Genomic DNA, 17,800 nt, shown 5'->3' with positions numbered 1-17,800 from the left:
GGGCCCCCTGGTCAGAATGTATGCCCGCCGAGCATCGCGAGATGGTCGGCGATGGGACCGAGCGCGAGGCTCGGCAGGAAGGTGAGGCCGCCCAGGATCAGGATGATCCCAACCAGCAGCCCGACCCACAGCCCGCCCGTGGTCGGGAAGGAGCCGGCGCTTTCGGGCACCTGGCGCTTGGCGGCGAGCGATCCGGCGATCGCCAGCATCGGCACGATCACGAAGAAGCGGCCGATCCACATCGCCACGCCCAGCAGCCCGTCATAGAAGGGCGTGCTCGCGGTCAGCCCGGCAAAGGCGGAGCCGTTGTTCGCCACCGCCGAGGTGAAGGCGTAGAGGATCTCCGAGAAGCCGTGCGGTCCCTTGTTGAGCGGCCCGGCGAGCCCCGCGGGCAGGACGGAGGCGAGCGCGGTCATCCCCAGGATGACGAGCGGCAGTACCGCGATCGCCAGCACCGCCAGCTTTACCTCGCGCGATTCGATCTTCTTGCCGACATATTCGGGCGTGCGACCGACCATCAGCCCGGCGACGAAGACCGCCAGGATCGCGAAGAGCAGGAAGCCGTAGATGCCGGCGCCCACGCCGCCGATCACGACCTCGCCCAACTGCATGTTGAACAGCGGGACGAGACCGCCGAGCGCGGTGAAGCTGTCGTGCATCGCATTGACCGCGCCGCACGAGGCGGCGGTGGTGATGGTGGCGAACAGCGCCGACCCGGCGATGCCGAAGCGGACTTCCTTGCCCTCCATATTGCCACCCGCGACGCCCAGCTGGTGCAGGATCGGATTGCCCGCCGCTTCCGCCCAATAGGCGACGGTCGTGCCGGCGAGGAACAGGATCAGCATCGCGGCCAGGATCGCCCAGCCCTGGCGGGGATTGCCCACCGCCTTGCCGAAGGTCCAGGTCAGGCCGGTGCCGATCAGGAAGATCGACAGCATCTGGAGCAGGTTGGTCAGCGCGGTCGGGTTCTCGAACGGATGCGCGCTATTGGCATTGAAGAAGCCGCCACCATTGGTGCCGAGCATCTTGATCGCCTCCTGGCTGGCGACGGGGCCCAGCGCCAGCGTCTGGCGCGCGCCCTCCAGCGTCTGCACCGAGACGCTGCCCGCCAGCGTCTGCGGCACGCCCTGCGCGATCAGCACCAGCGTATAGACGAGGCAGATCGGCAGCAGCAGGTAGAGGGTGATGCGGGTGATGTCGGCCCAGAAATTGCCGACCGTCTTCGCCTGCGCCCGGCCGAAGCCGCGGAACAGCGCGAAGGCGAGGGCGATGCCGGTCGCCGCCGACATGAAGTTGTGGATGGTCAGCGCCAGCATCTGGCTGAGGTTCGACATGGTCGACTCGCCGGCATAGCTTTGCCAGTTGGTGTTGGCGGTGAAGCTGATCGCGGTGTTGAACGCCAGATGCTCGCCCACCGCCGGCAGGCCGGCCGGATTGAGCGGCAGCACCGCCTGCAGGCGCAGCAGTGCATAGGTGAGGAGCATCAGCACCGCGTTGAACAGCAGCATGTGCACCGCATAGCGACGCCAGCCCTGCTCCTTGGCGGGATCGATGCCGGCGGCGGCGTAGAGGCCGCGCTCGACGGGCGAGAGGATCAGGTGGAGCGGCGTGCGCCGCCCCTCGTACAACGCGAAGAGCCACAGGCCCATCGGCTTGGCGGTCGCGACCAGGATCGCGACGAAGGCCAGGATCAGGAACCAGCCCTGCATGGTCATGGAACCGCTCCCTTCAGAAGCGTTCGGGGCGGATGAGGACCGCCACGAGGTAGAGGAGGAGGCCAAGCGCGGTCAGCGCCGCCAGCCAGAGATCGAGGGTCATGGTCGCATGGCTCCTCAGGCGTGGTCGCACAGGCGGACATAGGCGAAGGTCAGCGCCGCCAGCCCCGCCATGATCGCGACCCAGATCAGGTCCTGCATGGTTGCTCTCCCTTGGACGTCAGAAGGCGGCGGTCAGCGAGGCGAGCAGCGTGCCGCCGGCGATGTTGCCGGTGCCGTCCTGCCCCTTGCTAAAGCTTGGCCGCAGATAGGCCGCGTCGCGGTTGGAAATGTCGGTTCCGACATAGGCGAGGCCGAGCGTCAGCCGCTGCACCGCGATGTCCGCGCCCAGCGACCAGTCCCAATAATGGCCGGTCGGCGAGACGGCGGTGGCATTGGGGCCCAGGCCATTCTGGCCCCAGCTATGACCGATATGCGCCTTGGCGGTGACCGGCGTGCCGGCGACCGCGACCGCGCCGTCGCCCCAGAGGTAGAGATTGTCCCCCTTCGCGCCCGGCCGGCTATAGGTGCCGGCGGCCGCCTCCGCGCCATTGGCATACCATTTGCCGATCGCCTGCTGGCGCGGGGCATAGGCGACGCCGGCGGTCAGCGTGGCGGGGCCGGTGGTGCCGGTCAGCTTGGCATAGGGTTCGGCGAAATCGGTCTTGGCCGCGCCGCCCGGATAGACATACCAGGTCAGCCCGACATCCAGCGTCGCGTTGCTGGCCAGCGCGGTCTTGTAGCCGCCGATCAGGTCCAGCTCCATGTTCGCGCCGCCGAACGTGCCCCAGCCGGCCAAATTCGACGCCCAGGTGCCGATATAGAGGCCGCTGTCATGGGCGATGGTCAGTCCCGCCTGCACTGCCATCTGCCGGTCGCTCTGCGACACGCCGCGGAAGCGATAGTCGGATACGATCGCGGCCGACCCGCTGACGCTGATCGCGGGCGGCGGGGCGGTGGGGGTGGTGGTATCGGTGGTCGTCTGCGCCGCCGCAGCCGTCGTCAGGGTCGCGGCGGCGAAGGCCACCGCGCAGGAAAGTCGTTTCATGACACGCCCCAAAGGGCGACGCGTGCTGCGCCGCCTACATCAAGGCCGAGCAATTAGGTCCGACGGGCGTAGCAATTCGAGAGCGATTCCGGGGAAGCGCATAGTGCTGGCATATAGTGCGCGTCGCGCCGCGCCCGCCGGGTCAGGCGGCGGGCAGTGAGCCCGACAGGCGCCGAATCAGCGCGTCCTGCCGCGCCGCCTCCGCCGCCGCGTCGCGTTGCAGGGCGGTGAGGGCCGGATAGTCCGGGGCGAGCGTCGCGGCCCGATCGGCGCCGCGCCCCTCCGCGTCGCTGGCGATGGCGGTGGCCTGCGCGCGCCAGTCGTCGAGCTGCGCCAGCGCGGTTTGCGCCTCCAGCCAGGCGTCGCTGCCCACCGCCGACCCGCGCGCGGCGGCGGCGGCGCGCTCGGCGCGGGCGGCGTCGCGGTCGAAGCCGGCGCGCACCGTCTGCAACTGCGCGGTCTGCGTGGCGATCATGCGGTCGAGCGCGGGATCGGGGCGCACCGGCGCGGGGGGCGGCGCGGCCGGCTCATCGAAGCCGCGCGCCTCCACCGGCCGCTTGGCGAGCGAGGGATAGCCATTGTCCCGCTCGCCCGCACAGGCGGCCAGGCCCAGCGGCAGCAGGAGGGCGGGCAGGGCGGCGCGAGCGAGCGGGTTCATCCCCCAGCCGTAGAAAGCCCCGATTTTTTGACGCAACGCCCTTGCGCGCCCGACGAACCCTGCTAAGAGCGCAACTCCAATGCGCGCCCGTAGCTCAGCTGGATAGAGCATCAGACTACGAATCTGAGGGTCGGACGTTCGAATCGTTCCGGGCGCGCCACTATTTCAGTGGCTTATTGGTGACGCGAATCACATCTGAAGATTCGCCATCTGGTTTGGTCCATGCGGGGTGCACTCGGAAGAGTGATCTGCAAGCGCTAAAATCGTCATCCAAGCGCCATGCTTGCGGCAATCTACGCCGCTTCCAGCACGTCCTCTACAGGCCTGTGCGCTTCGCGCCTTGATGCGTCTTCGGCGGGATGACGTTGTTTTCGGCATCGGGATGGAGCGCGGCTGGGTCCACGCCCTCGTCGTCGACTTTATCCGGCGCTCCCGGAACGCATGGCGTGATCCTTCCTTCGGGCCGCGGCGACGCGAACTGGACCGGATTCGGCTCGCCGACATCATGTATATCGCGACCAGTCAAGGCTGGGTGTGTCTCGCGGCCGTGCTTGACCTGGCTATGCGCAAGATTGTCGGTTTGTCGATGTGCGACCCGATGCGGACCGAATTGCCGCATGTCGCCGGCGCCTATGTCGATGACCTGTGGCGATCCGCGCCGTGCCCTCGATGAGCTGAGCCGGCAATCGTAACGACAACGCCCCGATCGAGGGCTTCTTCCGCACCCTGAAGGTCAAACGCGCCCATCACTGCCGCTCGGAAACCCATGCCGACGTCCGGCAGGTGCTGTTCGTATATATCGAGGGTCTCCGTCTTTGCGTCGACCCTGCTTCGTCAGTGAAGGTGAAGGTAAGGATGATGAGAGTGTCGCGGGATGATTTCCTGCGGCGCAATCATGAATGATCACGTGTCAGCCGATGCCTATAAGAAGACGTTCTTGAAAACCTACATGGCGCAGCAGGAGGGCGCGTCGGTCGAAATGGCGGCCAGTTCACATGGTCGGCCATTGACTGTCAACGCAATGTATCATGGCGAGGCGTTGCATCGTAGTGCTGGACAATCCCGGATCGGTAAAGCATCGTGTAAACACACGGGGGGCTTGTGGATTTTTGTAACATATGCGTGCGATTCGCATCGAGGGGCATCACTATGTCGGTGCCTATTTTGATCAATGCAGCAGCGATCATAGGCGTTCTACAGCCGATCAGGGTCGATGCGCAGGCAATGCACGAAGTGCGATCGGTACCGGTCGACTGCCGTGATCTGAAGGATGCTTCTCAGCAGACTGGCCTGCAGTCGTGGCAGGCATTCGTCAGGATGGAGCATTGTGACCGGATCAAGCGGCTCGTCCGTCTGTCGGCGGACCTTCCGCCGAACAGGAGGCCAGTGTTCTTCGAAGGTGTCGTGCCGGCAAGCAGGCTTCCTCCTGGCTTTGGCGTCGACGTGCCGGTCCTGCGCGTCGTATTTCCCGATCATGTGTTCTTCGACACGGCGAGGAGCGAACTGAGGCATGAGGCCGATCCGCTCGTCGCGATCGTGGCTGAAAGCCTGCGTCGCGAACCACCCGACGTCGCACTCTTCGTTGCGGGCCATGCCGACAGGCGGGGTGAAGGACGATATAATCAGGCCCTGTCCATCGACCGCGCCAACGTATTGGCGGAGGCGATCTTCAATGCGGGGATCGCCTACAGTTCCATATGGCGTATCGGCTTCGGCGAGGACATGCCGCTGGATCCGGGCGATGATCAGGCGGCGCTGGATCGCAACAGGCGCATCGAATTCCTCTTCGCGGCGAAGCCTGAAGCTGTTGGTGTCTGGATGGCAGACCAGCAGCTTTCCGAGCTCTGCCAAGCTCGAGACAGCCTGGAGGCGCAACGCTGTAAGGCCAGGCTGGATCTTCGTCGCGACTATGAGGCCGTCGAGATCGTGCGCCGTCCGCCGGTTCGCATCGATACGCGGCGACCGTCGCCAAGACGCATCGGTCCGGAGATGGCGCGTGGAGGCGTGACGCCTTCCCAGTCTCGGCGGGCCGACGTGCGACCGGCCGCTGACGGTGCCGTCAGTGTGACCCCGATCGCTTCCAGAAGGATAAGGATTGATCCCGTGCTTCGAAAGGCCACGCCCGTACGGGTGGACCTTTGAACTACGACGTTGAACGACAAAAGGGGGAAATGTGCCGATAAAGACCTATTTGGACTTGGACTTGTCTTCCAGCGGCAGGCTGGCGGACGATCTGTTCCAACGTGTGGAGCGGGAAAGCAGCGGTCGCAACATCAGCCTGACGGGCGATGGGCAAGCAGGTGCCATGAGCGCCAATCTCACACCCGAGATGAACGCTTGGTTGTCGACCCATGTCGGGAGGCTACGCGCGAACGCGCTCAACGCGGTGCAGGGTGCTGCCAAGCGTATCCGCCTCTCTGGCGGAGTCGAGGGCTTCGTGGAGGATTTCGAGCGCGACGCGATCGGTCGGGAGCGGGCGGTGCGCAAGGCGCAGGAGACGGCAACCTTCCACGAACGCCACCAGACCAAGCTCGATCGGCTCGAGACGGCGGAGAACGAATATCTCGCGCTGCGAACCTTGCTCGGTGGGCGTGACGCCCAGATTCCGTCGAAGTTCGTCGTTTATGGCGTGCCGGCGATCATCATGATTCCCGAGTTCTTCATGAACTACGGCAGCTTTTTGAAGCTGTCCGGTGTTCCCGCAGTGGCGGCTGGCCTGTCGCTGGTCGTCGCGTTGGCGGTCGCGGTGGCATCCTACATGACGGGCGTCTTCCTCAAGGCCTATCATTTCTACATGCGCCCCGACGACGCCGAACAGCGTGCAAAGGGCATCCGGATGGTAGCGATCGCCCTTGCCCTGCTGGTCATCTCGCTGATTGCGGTCGGCTATGCCAGATATTCCACAGTTCTCGCACAGATCGAGGCGGCGCTGGTCCTCGGCATGACCCCGCCAAATGTGATGGCTCAGACCGCCGGCCTTCTTGCCGGCAATCTTATCGTCTTCGCCGTGGGCGCCGCGATTACCTATCTCCAGCATGATGAAAATCCCGAGTATGCGCTAAAGGCTGAGAAGTATTTCTGGCTCAAAAAGGAAGTAGATGGGCTGCGTCAGAAGCAGCTGATTGCCAAGCTGGAGGACATCGATCGCAGCGCCAAGCGCAGGATCGATGAACTTGGCAAGCGCGCCGGACTCATGCGGGCCGAGCCCGATTATGTCGCCATCGTGCACGACGCGGGGCAGATCACCAGCAAGGACGCCGAGGTCGTCGGTCTCCTTCGCGCCTATCAAAATCATTTGGTGGATCGGATCGCGATGCGGGATCCCGATTTCCGCTTCACCGGTCCAGCGGTCGACCGCAATGGCGGTACCACCGAAACGGTGAGCCCGAACGACTTCGCAGCACGATCCATCCACCTGTACCGGAGCGTTCAGCTGTGAACCGCCTTGCGCAGATCGCTTCGATGGCCGCCACGTCCTGCGTCGCCATGGCTCTTGCCGGCTGCGGATCGGAACCGACCGGCGGCACCCCCGCCAAGAGTGGCAGTGGTTCCACAATTCGGGCCGAGGCCGCATGCGAGGTCCAAGGCGTCAAGGCACCGCTACGACGTACGATCATCCTCGTCGACGCCAAGGCGCTGCGCAAGTCCGCCGATGGCCTTGAATTTGCGGAGCGCAACAAGGCCTTCCGCGACCTCGTGCTGTCCATAGCCGATCCTGCGGTCGCGCTGCCGGCTGCGACCAGCGCCGCACGCGAGCAGATCGTCATCGCCGTCGTCCCGGCGGATGGCTCTGCGGCACAGGCGGCCTTTGTCGGATGCATTCCCGGCATGTCCGCACAGGAACTCGCCGCCGCCCAACAGAAGGAAGGTGGCGTCAGCGGGATGTTCACCTCGGGAGTCGCACGTGGGTTGGAGGACCAGGCGTCGACATTCCGCACGCAGTTGATCGGTGGCATGGTGGCGGCCGCATCGCAAGCTGCGGATGCGGCGCGCGCCCAGTCCGGGCCTGTGGAGGCCTCGCCGTTCCTGGCGGGCGTCCGTGCATCCAAGGGATTGTTCGACGACGACGGTCGTGTGCAGCGCATCGTGCTGTTCTCGGACCTCAGCGGGCTCGACCTCCCCGAGGGTGACGCGTCCACTGTCAGGAAAGCCGGGATCGAGGCGGGGCGGAAGGCGGGAGCCGAATTGGCACAGGCTGACGTCCATGTCGTGCTTCCCTCTGGGAAGAGCATCGAGGGCAGGAATTTCTTCGAGGCCTATTGGCTTGCCCAAGGTGCGCGACTGCTGTCCTACGCTCCCGACAAGGTCGCCAACGTCGCTGCATCGCCGGTCCGGCTGTGGCGCTTCGCCGGACAGGTCGCATATCCGTCGGGTCCCGAACTGGCGGACATCCGTATTGGCGAGGACGGGAAGGGAAAGCTGACGGCTTCCTGGCTGACGCTCCTTGGTACACCGGCATTTGCCGTGCCGATGACCGGTAGCATCATATGCTCAGGCGACGACTGCACGATCCAATCCGACAAGGGCGGCTTTGCACAGGTTTGGAGCGATGCTCCGGGTGGGGAGCCGGAATTCCGTAACGACCTGCCCTTCGGCGGCATGCGGAGCTTCGCGCTCAAGATCGTCGGTGACCGTCTTACGGGGCAGGCGTCGGACGAGGGGGTCTATGTCGGCGCCGACCAGAGCCGCAAGGGTATCGCGATCACCGGCAAGGCCCGGTGAGGACAGCATTCAACGCAGGGGGAATAGGAATGAAGCATCGTTTTGTCGCAGGGCTTCTCGTCGTGTCGCTTCCCTTCGGCCAGCTCGGCATGGGCGTGGCTTGGGCGGAGAAGATCAAGTACGAGAAGACCGAAGTTGAAAAGGCGCGAGGCAAGTGCGTCAAGACCGTTCTCGGCGGTGCGCTGCTGGGTGCCCTGATCGGACGGGCAACCGGCAAGGGGGGGACCCTTGCCGGGGCCGGGATCGGTGCCGCCGTGGGAGCCGGAGCATGCGCAGTCATCATGGCCAATGCCAAGCGTGCGGACCGGATCATCGCGGCGCAAATGGCATCTGCGCAGTATCAGAACGTTGCTTACACGACGACATTCGCCGCCGACGACGGCAGCATGACCACGTTCGAAGGCAGAGGCGGTGCAACGGAGTCGATCGACAGCGCACGGTTGCGGCCGGTTCGCTACATGAGCCTGGACGGCGTTCAGATGGCGTCGCCTGTGCTGCCTGCAGGCAAGCAGGACTGTCGTCCCGTTAGTTCCTCGATCGGCGGGGCGAACGGCAGTCGTGCCAGCCTGCCCTCTCAGACCTTCTGTCGGACGCCGGAAGGCGACTATGAGCCATATGGCGTGACCATGGCGGAGAATGAACAGGATAAGAATAAGGCGGCTTAATATAGTCTCTTCGGCGACGGCAGGTGAAGAAGATGGCAATCTTCGCCTGCCGTCGACCAAGGACGGAATGGCGCGCCGAGCAGGTTGCCGACCGTTTCGGTCGTGATGTGACGCTTGCGCTCTTCAATCTTGCTTTTCCCGTTGTTTTCGCTCGACCAATCCCCTCGTTGCTATCAGCACGGGAGATTGGAATGATGGTCGATTAGCCGCGCCTTGGCTGAGCCGTAATTCCGAATGGTTTGAGCCCCCGACATCTTCACATCGCACGCGCCACTTTCCCGTTCCGTCGCACATCATTCTCCGGATCGGGACATAGCGGCAAGATACCGATCGACTGCCACGGCCAGGCCGATGGCGACCGCATAGGTCAGCACATCTCCTATCGCAAACACCCGGCCGAGCAGCAGCGCGCCCATGCGGGTTTCCCGAAAGGCGTCGAGCGCGGGGCGGTGATAGCGTTGCGACAGCTCGATGGCGGTCGTCACGACGATCGCGGCGAGGCCGGCGCGATCCCGCGGCCAGCGGGGGCGGGCGGCGGAGACGATCCAATAGATCATCATCGCCCACAGGATCGAACCGCCATGCTTCACGATCGCGGACGGCAGGCCGAGCGGCAGCGTCCGGATGGCAAGACCGGCGGCCAGCGTGCCCAGGATCAGGGCGGCGGACAGCCATGACGGGCGCGGCGAGCTGGGCCTAGTCATGGCGGGACGCCGGCAAGCCGATCCGGAAGGTCGCGCCCGGGGCGGTGTCGCGATCCAGCGCGATCGTGCCGCCCTGCGCCTCCAGCAGGGATCGGGCGATCGGCAGTCCCAGGCCGGTGCCGCCCTGGGTCCGGCGGCTGGTGAAGAAGGGTTCGAACACGCGATCCCGGTCGCCCGGCGGGATGCCGGGACCGTTGTCGCTGACCGTCAGGATCACCGTGTCGGCGCGATCCTCGCCCGTGATCCGCACGCCCGTCGCGCCCGCCTGGCGGCTGTTCTCGATCAGGCTCGACAGCACGGCCTCGACCGCGCCTTGCGGGACCGCGACCCGCTGCAAGACGGTGGGCATGTCCAGGGTGATGCCGATCCCAGCCTGCGCATCCGCGACCCGTCGCACGGCGTCGCGCGGATCGGTCGTCACGCCATCGGCGCTGGCCTCCATGTCGGCACGCGCCAGGTCGAGCAGTCGGCTGACCAGCTGCGTCAGTCGCGCGCCATCGGCGGCGATGTTGGCGAGGAAGCGGTCGCGGTCGGCCGAAGCCATGTCGGGATGGTCCTGCAACAGCTCGACCGCGCCGCGGATGCCGGCGAGCGGCGTCTTGAACTCGTGGCTGACGGCATGGGCGAAATCGCGCAGGTAGCGCGAGCGACGCTCGATCGCGGCGGCCATGCTGCCAAAGTCGCGATAAAGCGCCTGGATCTCGATCGCCGCCGTGGTCGGCGCATCGGGCACCGCGCCGCCACCGCTGGCGACCGCGCGCGTGGCGGTGCCCAGCGCCTCGACCGGCCGGACGATCCCGCGCGACAGCAGGCCGCTGAGCACCACCAGCGTCCCGAAGATCAGCACCACGCCCAGCGCGATCTTGCCCCGGTCGGCTTGCAGCCCAGCGAGCAGGGCGCGCGGCGGGCGGGAGAGCAGCAGTGCGCCCACGACGCGCCCATCCGCGATGACCGGGGTGGCGAGGTCGATGCGCAGATCGGCGGCGCGGCTCAGCCATTCGAGGATGCCGGGCTGCTGGTAGCCGGCATTGCGACGCAGGACGATGGCCGGCTGTCCGTGCAGGGCGGCGCGTACCTCCGGCAGGTTACCGATCGCCCGACCCGCCTGCGGTCCGGTGAGCAGCAGGCCGCGTCGATCGAGCAGTAGCATATCGGCCCCCGTCGCGGCCGCCGTCACGCGCAGGACGGGTGTCAGCGTCTGGCTCCACCTGCGGGTGGCCGGGTCCGGCTGGCGGGGCGGGGCGACGGGAGCGGGGCGGGCGGGCAGGATCGGCGTCAGCCGCAGATCGATGGAGGGTACCCGCGCGCGCGGTACGGCGATGGTCCCGCCGCTGCCCCAGGCCAGCGCGGCTGTCGCCGACAGGGCGGTGGCCTGCGCGACCAGTTCCGCCTCGGTCTGGCGCACCAGCGCATTTTCGTAGACGCGCAGGAACAATGCGCCGAACCCCGGCAACGCTGCGACGAAGGTGAAGGTCAGGAGCAGGATCGTGCGCAGCCGCAGCCGGGGCCAGTGCCGGCGGACGACGCGCTTGAACGGCTCGATCATTCCGCCCCGCAGGCGCCGAGGCGGTAGCCGATGCCGGCGCGGGTCTCGATCACGTCCTCCGCGCCGACCCGTGCGAACTTTGCGCGCAGGTTGCGGACATGGCTGTCGATCGTGCGGTCCGTGATCGCGAAGCCCGGCCCGTGCAGCCGGTCGATGATCGCGTCGCGGCTGAACACCTTGGACGGCATCGTCGCCAGCGTGCGCAATATGCCGAACTCGGTGACGGTCAGCGCGACCACCTGTCCCGCCCAATCCGCCTGCCAGCCATCGGTGTCGAGCGACAGTCGTCCGCAGCGCAACGGGCCGGCGGTCGCGTCCGCCACGGCGGGCGGGCGGGCCGCGACCCGGCGTAGGATCGCCATCACCCGCGCCACCACCTCGCGCGGGGAAAAGGGTTTGGTGACATAATCGTCCGCGCCCAGTTCGATGCCGAGCACGCGATCGAGTTCGTCGTCGCGGCTCGACAGGAACAGGATCGGCACGTCGCTGGTCGCGCGCAGGCGGCGGCAGACCTCGATCCCGTCCATGCGCGGCATGTTGATGTCGAGCACGATCAGGTCAGGCGCGGCGGTGGTCGCCGCCGTCAGCGCCGCCTCGCCGTCGCTCGCCTCGATCGTGTCGAGCCCGGCCTTGGCAAGCGCGAAGACCAGCAACTGACGGATATGGGGATCGTCGTCGGCGATCAGGATGGTGCGGGGCATGGGGCAGGGGATCATCATCATCCGGTCTCCGGTCAAGGCCGTGGCGGGGCGGACAGGTCGATGATGCTGCCGTCGCAGTCGCGCCAGCTGTCCTTGGGAATAGGCCGGGCGCCGGCCGGACGGGTCCCGAGTTGCGCGCGCGCCTGCGCCAGACGACGGGCGCCCCGGGGCGTCCAGCTGGTCCAGCCCGCCTGTCGGGCCGCGAGGTCATCGGTGATCCGGTCCCGCACATGGCGCACCCGGTCGCGGGTGGTCGCGTCCATCGGCCGGCGTTCCAGTTCGATCAGGGGCAGCAGGGCGCCGTCGCCGACCTGCGACAGGTAGCAGAGGTCGATATCTGCCGGGGCCTGGTGCCGGACGTTCCATGCCGCCGCGACCGCGCCGAGATCGAGAAAGGCGCAGGGTGTCAGCACCACCAGCGCCGCCGCCGCGTTCCGGTTGACCAGCCAGGTTGCGCTGCGGCCCTTCAGGATGCGCCAGCCGATCGTCGCCAGCCCCAGCGCGACCAGTGCCATCCAGGCCAGCGCCGCGATCCGCCAGCCGGTGAGCATCGACGCCTCGATATAGTCGATCGTCCGCCAGACGCTCGACGCCACCAGGATCATCGTCTGCGCGACCCACAGCAGCACCATGCGCCGCGCCCAGGGATGATGCTCGCTGGCGCTGCCCGGCCGCAGCATCGCCAGTGCCATCACGCCGGCGAGCAAGGCGGTGACGATCAGCGGATAGGCGCCGCGATGGACATATTCCGCTTGGGTCAGGCCGGCGGGCAGGGGGCCGCCGCCCCACAGCACCGCGATGTCGATCAGGTTCTGGACCGCGAACAGCGCGTTGAAGATCGCCAGCGCGATCAGCACCGACGGCAGCGAGGTGCCGGGCAGGACGGGTTCCGGATCGGGCAGGCGCCCGGCGATGCGCAGCACGGCGGGATGCGGGCGCAGGCTGGGCCAGAGGCCGAAACCGACGATGATCCAGGTGACGATCTGCCAGAGTGACGGCACATGCACCGCCGCGAGGGCATGGGCGATCACCGGGTTGGCCGCCGCGAACAGGGCCAGGAACAGGCCGCCGCCGAGCAGCGGCAAGGCCAGTATCGCCAGCGTGGCGCGTACGCCGCGCCGCTCGCCGCCGGTCCGACGCAGGCTCTGGCGGAGATCGGCGAGCGGCTGGACGCCGCTGCTCGCGGCATGGAGCCCGAGCCGTGCCGCCCAATGCCAGGCGTCGTCGAAACCTATGGTGCGCGGCATCAGCGCGGCAAGCGAGAGCGTGCACCAGAACAGCGTCCAGCCCAGCGCGCCGGGATCGTCGACCAGGGAAAGGAGGAACAGCATGGCCGCGGCCATCGCGATCCAGGCGCGACGGTCGCGCCGCACGTCGGTCCGTGCGGCGACTAGTCCGATCAACCACAGGCCGGCGAACAGGCCGGTCACGGACCCCGCCGGACCCCCGGGGAACATCCAGTCAAAGGCGGTGACGAGCGCGATCGCGACGCCTATCTTGATGAGGAAACTGAACGGCACGCCATGCTCCTTCGGTCGGGAGCCTGTCGTCTAGGCGGCGGTCATGCGGCCTTTGGCTGGCATCAGGGGGTGTTCGGTGGAGATGATGTGCAGATCGCGTGCATCCGTCCAAGGCGGTCGGACCGGATCGTCATCGCTTCGCTCGGCTCGCAACGACCGATCGGGTCATATCGATGTCATCTTGCTCTCGTTCGTCCAATGCTTCGCCTGTGCGACCTCCTCGCCCGCGCGGTCCAGCACATCCCCGGCGGTTATGGTCCTGACGAAACGCATCGCTTCCGCATTGTCGCCGGCCGAGCGTTGATCGGGATGCCGCGCCGTGCCGGGCGCGCCGTAGCGAAGCTGCCAGCCATCATTGTCGCGACAGGCCATGCCGGCCACGTGCCGGGCCGAGAAGCCGTGGCAGAAATCACTCTGCCTGTCCCGGAACGACAGGGCGATGCGTATGCCGCCCGGTTCGCCCGACAATTGCCGGTCGAGCGCGGTGGCGATCAGGCCGGCCGCAACCGCGCGCGGCATCGTCCAGCGGAAGGGCTGGCGCGGACCCGTCGGCGGTGCGCGCTTCACCCATGTATCGGCGAGCGAGTGGTTGGTCGCGGACAGGGGCGGGGATGCGGACGGGGCCTCGTCGTCCCGTGCGATCGGATCGAAAGGGTCGGCGGATTGCGTCCTCAGCCGGCGATGGCGATCTGCCGTTGCAGCCAGCACCGGGTCCGTCGCCACCGCAGCGGCGACCTGCGTCTCGGCACCTGTCGCCCACGCACCCGCCGACTGGTCAGCGTGCCGAGCGGCACGTCCGGCGTCATCGTCGCGGCGCCATAAGCATGCCGGTCGATCATTGCCAGCGCCGCCACCGCGCGCCGGTTGCCCAGCAGGGGGGCCGTTTCGCGTATCGAAACGTGGAGCCAGACGCGTGGCCCCACACCGCGGTCCATACCGACCAATCGGCGAAGGTTTTGCAGAACAAAGATGTTTTTTTGGGATGGTGGTGGACGCACTTGGGCTCGAACCAAGGACCCGCTGATTAAGAGTCAGCTGCTCTACCAACTGAGCTATGCGTCCGTACCATGGCGATGATCTCGCCGGCAGCATACCCTGGAAAGGGCAGGGATGGTGGACGCACTTGGGCTCGAACCAAGGACCCGCTGATTAAGAGTCAGCTGCTCTACCAACTGAGCTATGCGTCCATTCCGTGGCGGCTGATCGGGCGTTGGTGCGCCCCCGCGTCGGGAGTGGCGCTGTTACCATCCGCGCCGCGAAGCGCAAGCCCCTTTTTCGGTCAGAACCCGCTTTTCTTGCGCGTCTGGCGATCGATCGACATCAGGATGCCGAGGCACAGAAGGACCGTCATCTGCGCCGAGCTGCCGAAGCTGACCAGGGGCAGGGGGATGCCGACCACCGGCGCCAGGCCCATCACCATCATCAGGTTGATCGCGACATAGAAGAAGATCGTCGTCGCCAGCCCCGCCGCGGTCAGCCGGGCGAAGCGGCCCTCGGCCCGCTGGCCGACCTCGATCCCCCAGCGGATCACCAGCAGGAAGGCGAGGATCAGCAGGCAGCCGCCGACCAGCCCCCATTCCTCCGCCATCGTCGCGAAGACGAAGTCGGTATGCCCCTCCGGCAGATAGTCGAGATGGCTTTGCGTGCCTTGCAGGAAGCCCTTGCCCCAGATGCCGCCCGACCCGATCGCGATCTTCGACTGGCTGATATGATAGCCGGTGCCGAGCGGGTCGCTTTCGGGATTGAGGAAGATCAGGATGCGGTTGCGCTGGTAATCGTGGAGCAGGAAGGTGAAGGCCAGCGGCACCGCCACCATCATGCCCAGCGCACCGCCGACGAACAGCCGGGCCGGAATGCCCGACAGGAACATCACCGTCACCCCGCCCATGCAGATCATGAGGCCGGTGCCGAGATCGGGTTGCAGCATCACGAAGGCGGCGGGCAGGCCGATCAGCAGCGCCGCCGGCCAGATCGCGCCGAAGCGGCGGATCTCCGAAGGCGGCAGGATATCGTAGAAGCGGGCGCAGGCCAGCACGATTGCCGGCTTCATGAACTCGGAGGGCTGGAGCCGGATGAACCCTAGGTCGAGCCAGCGCCGGCTGCCGCCGCTGACCTCGCCCAGCGCCTCCACCGCGATCAGCGCGAGCAGGATGACGCCATAGGTCGGCAGCGCCGCCGCCTTCCACAGCCGCTCGGGCACGCGCGACAGCGCGATGGCCCCGGCGAGCAGCACGAAGAAGCGGATGCCCTGCGACCAGGCCCAGGGCCGCAGCGACCCGCCCGCCGCCGAATAGAGGACGACCTGGCCGAACAGGCCGATGGCGACGATCAGCGACAGGACGCGCCAGGGGATATGGGACAGCGGTTCGGGTAGCCGGCGCGCGCTCATTCGTCGGTACTCCGTTCGGTGGTGCCCTCCTCGGCGACGCTCGGGCCGGGCGTGTCGGGGGACAAGGCGGCCTGGGTCCGGTTGGCGAGGGCGGTGGCCTCCTCCACCGCCGGTGCGTCGGAGGGGACGACCGCGTCGGTCTTGGTCGCCGCCGCCGCCGGTGGCGGGCTGTGCGCGGCGCGATAGGCGGCTTCGTCGGCGGCCATGCGCGTGGCGATATCGCCGCCCCATGTCGGCTCCAATTCCGCCAATGTGGCAAGCGCGCGGTCGCGGTCGAGCAGATAGGTCAGGATGTCGCGACCGATATAGGGGGTGTCGAGCGTGCGGACGGTATGGCCGTTATGCTCCAGCACCACGGCGCAGGCATAGCGCGGATTCTCGGCCGGGGCGAAGCAGACCAGCAAGGCGTGGTCGCGCAGCTTGAAGGGGAGCTGCGCGTTCTTCAGCACGCCGACCCGCCGCTCGGCCATGGTGATGCGGCGGACCTGCGCGGTGCCGGTCTTGCCCGCCAGCGACAGGCCGGGCACCAGCAGCCGCGCCGCGCCGCCGGTGCCGCCGCCATTCACCACCTTCCACATCGCCTCGCGCGCGACCTGGAGGTTCTCGGACTGGAAGGGCAGGGCGGGGGCGTCGCGGTGGACCTGGTCGGCCAGGATGCTCGGCACCAGCGCCCGGCCCGACGCCATGCGCGCGACCATCACCGCCAGTTGCAGCGGGTTGGTCAGCACATAGCCCTGGCCGATCGAGGCGTTGAGCGAGTCCGCCACCGTCCAGGGTCGCTTATACTTGCCCAGCTTCCACGCCGAATCCGGCACGGTGCCGTAGCGCTGGGTGGTAAAGGGCAGGTCGAACTTCTGCCCCAGCCCCAATTCGCGGGCGATCGGCGCGACCTTGTCATATCCCAGCCGCCGGATCATCTCGTAGAAATAGATGTCGCACGACTGCGCCACCGCATTGCGCATGTCGAGCGGGCCATGGCCGCCGCGCTTGTGGCAGTGGAACACGCCCGTGCCGACGCGCAGCGCGCCCGAGCAGAAGACGCGCTCATCGGGGCTCACCCCATTTTCCATCAGCGCCAGCGCGTGCATCGGCTTGACCGTGGAGCCGGGCGGATAGAGGCCCTGCGTCACCTTGTTCATCAAGGGGACGTGGTCGTTCTTCGACAGCATCTCCCATTCCAGATGGCTGATGCCGTCGGAGAAGCTGTTGGGGTCATAGGCCGGCATCGACACCATGCACAGCATCTCGCCGGTGCGGCAGTCGATCACCACCGCCGAGCCGCTATTGGTGCCCAGCCGGCGGGCGGCAAATTCCTGCAAGCCGACATCGATCGTCAGCCGGGCGTTGCGGCCGGGCACGTCGGGCCGGGTGGCGAGCTCGGCGACCAGCTTGCCGCGTGCGGTCACCTCCGCCCGGCGCGCGCCCGGCTTGCCGCGCAGCATCGGCTCCAGCGTCTTCTCCAGCCCGTCCTTGCCCAGCTTGAAGCCGGGGGTGACGAGCAGTGCGTCATGGGTGGCGCGATATTGCTCGGCTGTGGGTGCGCCGACATAGCCGGTCAGATGCGCCACCGCCGCGCCCGCCGGATAGTGGCGGGCGAAGCCGCGCGTCGGCTGCACGCCGGGCAGTTCGGGCAGGCGGACGCTGACGGCGGCGAACCGGTCCCAGTCCAGTTTCTCGGCGATCTGCACCGGCTGGAACCCGGCGGCGCGGTCCAGGTCGATGCGGATGCGCTCCAGGTCCTCGGGCGTCAGCTGCAGGAGTTTGGTGAGCAGCGCCAGCACCCGCTCCCGCTCCGGCTTGGGCAGGCGGTCGGGCAGGATGTCGACGCGGAAATCGGTGCGATTGTTGGCGACCGGCAGGCCGTGGCGATCGATGATCCAGCCGCGCCGGGGCGGGACCAGGGTCGCGTTGACGCGGTTCGACTCCGACAGGAGATTGTACTTGGCGTTCTGCGCCACCGACAGCCAGGCCATGCGCCCGGCGAGCAGCAGGCCGACGCCCGCCTGCGCGCCGCCGAGCAGCCAGGCGCGGCGCGAGAAGCTATAGGCCTGGGTAGCCTCGGTGACGATGCGGCCGGTACGCTTCATGCCGCG

At 67.3% G+C, this 17,800-nt stretch carries 18 protein-coding genes and 3 tRNA genes; 7 read left to right on the top strand and 14 right to left on the bottom strand.

From position 1 onward, the window contains the following. Positions 1-11: 11 nt before the first annotated feature. From kdpA to QE452_RS08585, 4 genes are all read right to left on the bottom strand, one after another. Positions 12-1,715 carry a potassium-transporting ATPase subunit KdpA gene (kdpA, locus tag QE452_RS08600; RefSeq protein ID WP_309658665.1) on the bottom strand — a complete coding sequence of 568 codons (1,704 nt, stop codon included), beginning with the start codon at positions 1,713-1,715 and terminating at the stop codon, positions 12-14. A gap of 13 nt (positions 1,716-1,728) precedes the next feature. Next, positions 1,729-1,818: a K(+)-transporting ATPase subunit F gene (gene kdpF, locus QE452_RS08595; RefSeq protein ID WP_038665721.1), complete on the bottom strand. Its 90-nt coding sequence runs from the start codon at positions 1,816-1,818 to the stop codon at positions 1,729-1,731. A gap of 117 nt (positions 1,819-1,935) precedes the next feature. Beyond that, positions 1,936-2,802 (bottom strand): TorF family putative porin, encoded by an 867-nt coding sequence (locus QE452_RS08590; protein WP_309658666.1) that lies wholly within the window; start codon positions 2,800-2,802, stop codon positions 1,936-1,938. Between the two features lie 142 nt (positions 2,803-2,944). Beyond that, positions 2,945-3,460: a hypothetical protein gene (locus tag QE452_RS08585; protein ID WP_309658667.1), complete on the bottom strand. Its 516-nt coding sequence runs from the start codon at positions 3,458-3,460 to the stop codon at positions 2,945-2,947. Positions 3,461-3,543: 83 nt separating this feature from the next. Between QE452_RS08585 and QE452_RS08580 the strand changes: the two genes are divergently transcribed. The 7 genes from QE452_RS08580 to QE452_RS08550 all read left to right on the top strand — a co-directional run bounded on the left by QE452_RS08580 (position 3,544) and on the right by QE452_RS08550 (position 9,053). Continuing rightward, positions 3,544-3,620 (top strand) — tRNA-Arg (locus QE452_RS08580). Between the two features lie 222 nt (positions 3,621-3,842). Beyond that, complete coding sequence (locus QE452_RS08575; protein ID WP_309729870.1) at positions 3,843-4,133, top strand: hypothetical protein; 291 nt, start codon at positions 3,843-3,845, stop codon at positions 4,131-4,133. A gap of 476 nt (positions 4,134-4,609) precedes the next feature. Further along, complete coding sequence (locus QE452_RS08570; protein WP_309658669.1) at positions 4,610-5,602, top strand: OmpA family protein; 993 nt, start codon at positions 4,610-4,612, stop codon at positions 5,600-5,602. Positions 5,603-5,633: 31 nt separating this feature from the next. After that, the gene (locus QE452_RS08565) at positions 5,634-6,899 is read left to right on the top strand and encodes a hypothetical protein (RefSeq protein ID WP_309658670.1); all 1,266 of its coding nucleotides are present in this window, start codon (positions 5,634-5,636) and stop codon (positions 6,897-6,899) included. Continuing rightward, positions 6,896-8,182, top strand: coding sequence for a hypothetical protein (locus QE452_RS08560; RefSeq protein ID WP_309658671.1), 1,287 nt, complete (start codon positions 6,896-6,898; stop codon positions 8,180-8,182). Before QE452_RS08565 ends, QE452_RS08560 begins: the two co-directional genes overlap by 4 nt. Positions 8,183-8,211: 29 nt before the next feature. Beyond that, positions 8,212-8,847: a hypothetical protein gene (locus QE452_RS08555; RefSeq protein WP_309658672.1), complete on the top strand. Its 636-nt coding sequence runs from the start codon at positions 8,212-8,214 to the stop codon at positions 8,845-8,847. Positions 8,848-8,879: 32 nt separating this feature from the next. After that, positions 8,880-9,053: a hypothetical protein gene (locus tag QE452_RS08550; RefSeq protein WP_309658673.1), complete on the top strand. Its 174-nt coding sequence runs from the start codon at positions 8,880-8,882 to the stop codon at positions 9,051-9,053. A gap of 87 nt (positions 9,054-9,140) precedes the next feature. On the opposite strand, the gene QE452_RS08545 is transcribed toward QE452_RS08550, so the two are convergent. The 10 genes from QE452_RS08545 to mrdA all read right to left on the bottom strand — a co-directional run bounded on the left by QE452_RS08545 (position 9,141) and on the right by mrdA (position 17,794). Next, positions 9,141-9,551 carry a DUF2809 domain-containing protein gene (locus QE452_RS08545; RefSeq protein ID WP_309658674.1) on the bottom strand — a complete coding sequence of 137 codons (411 nt, stop codon included), beginning with the start codon at positions 9,549-9,551 and terminating at the stop codon, positions 9,141-9,143. Further along, on the bottom strand, positions 9,544-11,097 hold the full coding sequence (locus QE452_RS08540; RefSeq protein WP_309658675.1) for a HAMP domain-containing sensor histidine kinase: 1,554 nt from the start codon (positions 11,095-11,097) through the stop codon (positions 9,544-9,546). The genes QE452_RS08545 and QE452_RS08540 overlap by 8 nt, the downstream gene beginning before the upstream one ends. Next, positions 11,094-11,798 carry a response regulator transcription factor gene (locus QE452_RS08535; protein WP_309658676.1) on the bottom strand — a complete coding sequence of 235 codons (705 nt, stop codon included), beginning with the start codon at positions 11,796-11,798 and terminating at the stop codon, positions 11,094-11,096. The genes QE452_RS08540 and QE452_RS08535 overlap by 4 nt, the downstream gene beginning before the upstream one ends. Positions 11,799-11,830: 32 nt before the next feature. Beyond that, positions 11,831-13,318 carry a DUF4173 domain-containing protein gene (locus QE452_RS08530; RefSeq protein ID WP_309658677.1) on the bottom strand — a complete coding sequence of 496 codons (1,488 nt, stop codon included), beginning with the start codon at positions 13,316-13,318 and terminating at the stop codon, positions 11,831-11,833. 165 nt (positions 13,319-13,483) lie between these two features. After that, positions 13,484-13,885 (bottom strand): hypothetical protein, encoded by a 402-nt coding sequence (locus tag QE452_RS08525; RefSeq protein ID WP_309658678.1) that lies wholly within the window; start codon positions 13,883-13,885, stop codon positions 13,484-13,486. 104 nt (positions 13,886-13,989) lie between these two features. Then, positions 13,990-14,241 carry a hypothetical protein gene (locus tag QE452_RS08520; protein ID WP_309658679.1) on the bottom strand — a complete coding sequence of 84 codons (252 nt, stop codon included), beginning with the start codon at positions 14,239-14,241 and terminating at the stop codon, positions 13,990-13,992. A gap of 63 nt (positions 14,242-14,304) precedes the next feature. After that, positions 14,305-14,380: transfer RNA gene (locus QE452_RS08515), tRNA-Lys, on the bottom strand. 49 nt (positions 14,381-14,429) lie between these two features. Beyond that, positions 14,430-14,505, bottom strand: a tRNA-Lys gene (locus QE452_RS08510). A gap of 92 nt (positions 14,506-14,597) precedes the next feature. Next, complete coding sequence (gene rodA / locus QE452_RS08505; RefSeq protein ID WP_309658680.1) at positions 14,598-15,707, bottom strand: rod shape-determining protein RodA; 1,110 nt, start codon at positions 15,705-15,707, stop codon at positions 14,598-14,600. Next, a complete protein-coding gene (gene mrdA / locus QE452_RS08500) occupies positions 15,704-17,794 on the bottom strand; it encodes a penicillin-binding protein 2 (RefSeq protein ID WP_309658681.1) in 2,091 nt (696 codons plus the stop codon). The genes rodA and mrdA overlap by 4 nt, the downstream gene beginning before the upstream one ends. Positions 17,795-17,800 lie beyond the last annotated feature (6 nt).

The sequence above is a fragment of the Sphingomonas sp. SORGH_AS_0438 genome, from assembly GCF_031453475.1.
Classification (GTDB): Bacteria; Pseudomonadota; Alphaproteobacteria; order Sphingomonadales; family Sphingomonadaceae; genus Sphingomonas.
The sequence above is the reverse complement of the archived record's forward strand: the minus strand, read 5'-3'. Positions and strand labels throughout refer to the sequence as shown.

Excerpts from the sequence above, each read along its gene's own strand:
- QE452_RS08570 (WP_309658669.1), top strand. The coding sequence starts at position 4,610 with ATGTCGGTGCCTATTTTGATCAATGCAGCAGCGATCATAGGCGTTCTA.
- QE452_RS08535 (WP_309658676.1), bottom strand. The coding sequence starts at position 11,798 with ATGCCCCGCACCATCCTGATCGCCGACGACGATCCCCATATCCGTCAG.
- kdpF (WP_038665721.1), bottom strand. The coding sequence starts at position 1,818 with ATGACCCTCGATCTCTGGCTGGCGGCGCTGACCGCGCTTGGCCTCCTC.
- QE452_RS08545 (WP_309658674.1), bottom strand. The coding sequence starts at position 9,551 with ATGACTAGGCCCAGCTCGCCGCGCCCGTCATGGCTGTCCGCCGCCCTG.
- rodA (WP_309658680.1), bottom strand. The coding sequence starts at position 15,707 with ATGAGCGCGCGCCGGCTACCCGAACCGCTGTCCCATATCCCCTGGCGC.
- QE452_RS08585 (WP_309658667.1), bottom strand. The coding sequence starts at position 3,460 with ATGAACCCGCTCGCTCGCGCCGCCCTGCCCGCCCTCCTGCTGCCGCTG.
- QE452_RS08590 (WP_309658666.1), bottom strand. The coding sequence starts at position 2,802 with ATGAAACGACTTTCCTGCGCGGTGGCCTTCGCCGCCGCGACCCTGACG.
- mrdA (WP_309658681.1), bottom strand. The coding sequence starts at position 17,794 with ATGAAGCGTACCGGCCGCATCGTCACCGAGGCTACCCAGGCCTATAGC.
- QE452_RS08555 (WP_309658672.1), top strand. The coding sequence starts at position 8,212 with ATGAAGCATCGTTTTGTCGCAGGGCTTCTCGTCGTGTCGCTTCCCTTC.
- QE452_RS08550 (WP_309658673.1), top strand. The coding sequence starts at position 8,880 with ATGGCAATCTTCGCCTGCCGTCGACCAAGGACGGAATGGCGCGCCGAG.
- QE452_RS08540 (WP_309658675.1), bottom strand. The coding sequence starts at position 11,097 with ATGATCGAGCCGTTCAAGCGCGTCGTCCGCCGGCACTGGCCCCGGCTG.
- QE452_RS08575 (WP_309729870.1), top strand. The coding sequence starts at position 3,843 with ATGGAGCGCGGCTGGGTCCACGCCCTCGTCGTCGACTTTATCCGGCGC.
- kdpA (WP_309658665.1), bottom strand. The coding sequence starts at position 1,715 with ATGACCATGCAGGGCTGGTTCCTGATCCTGGCCTTCGTCGCGATCCTG.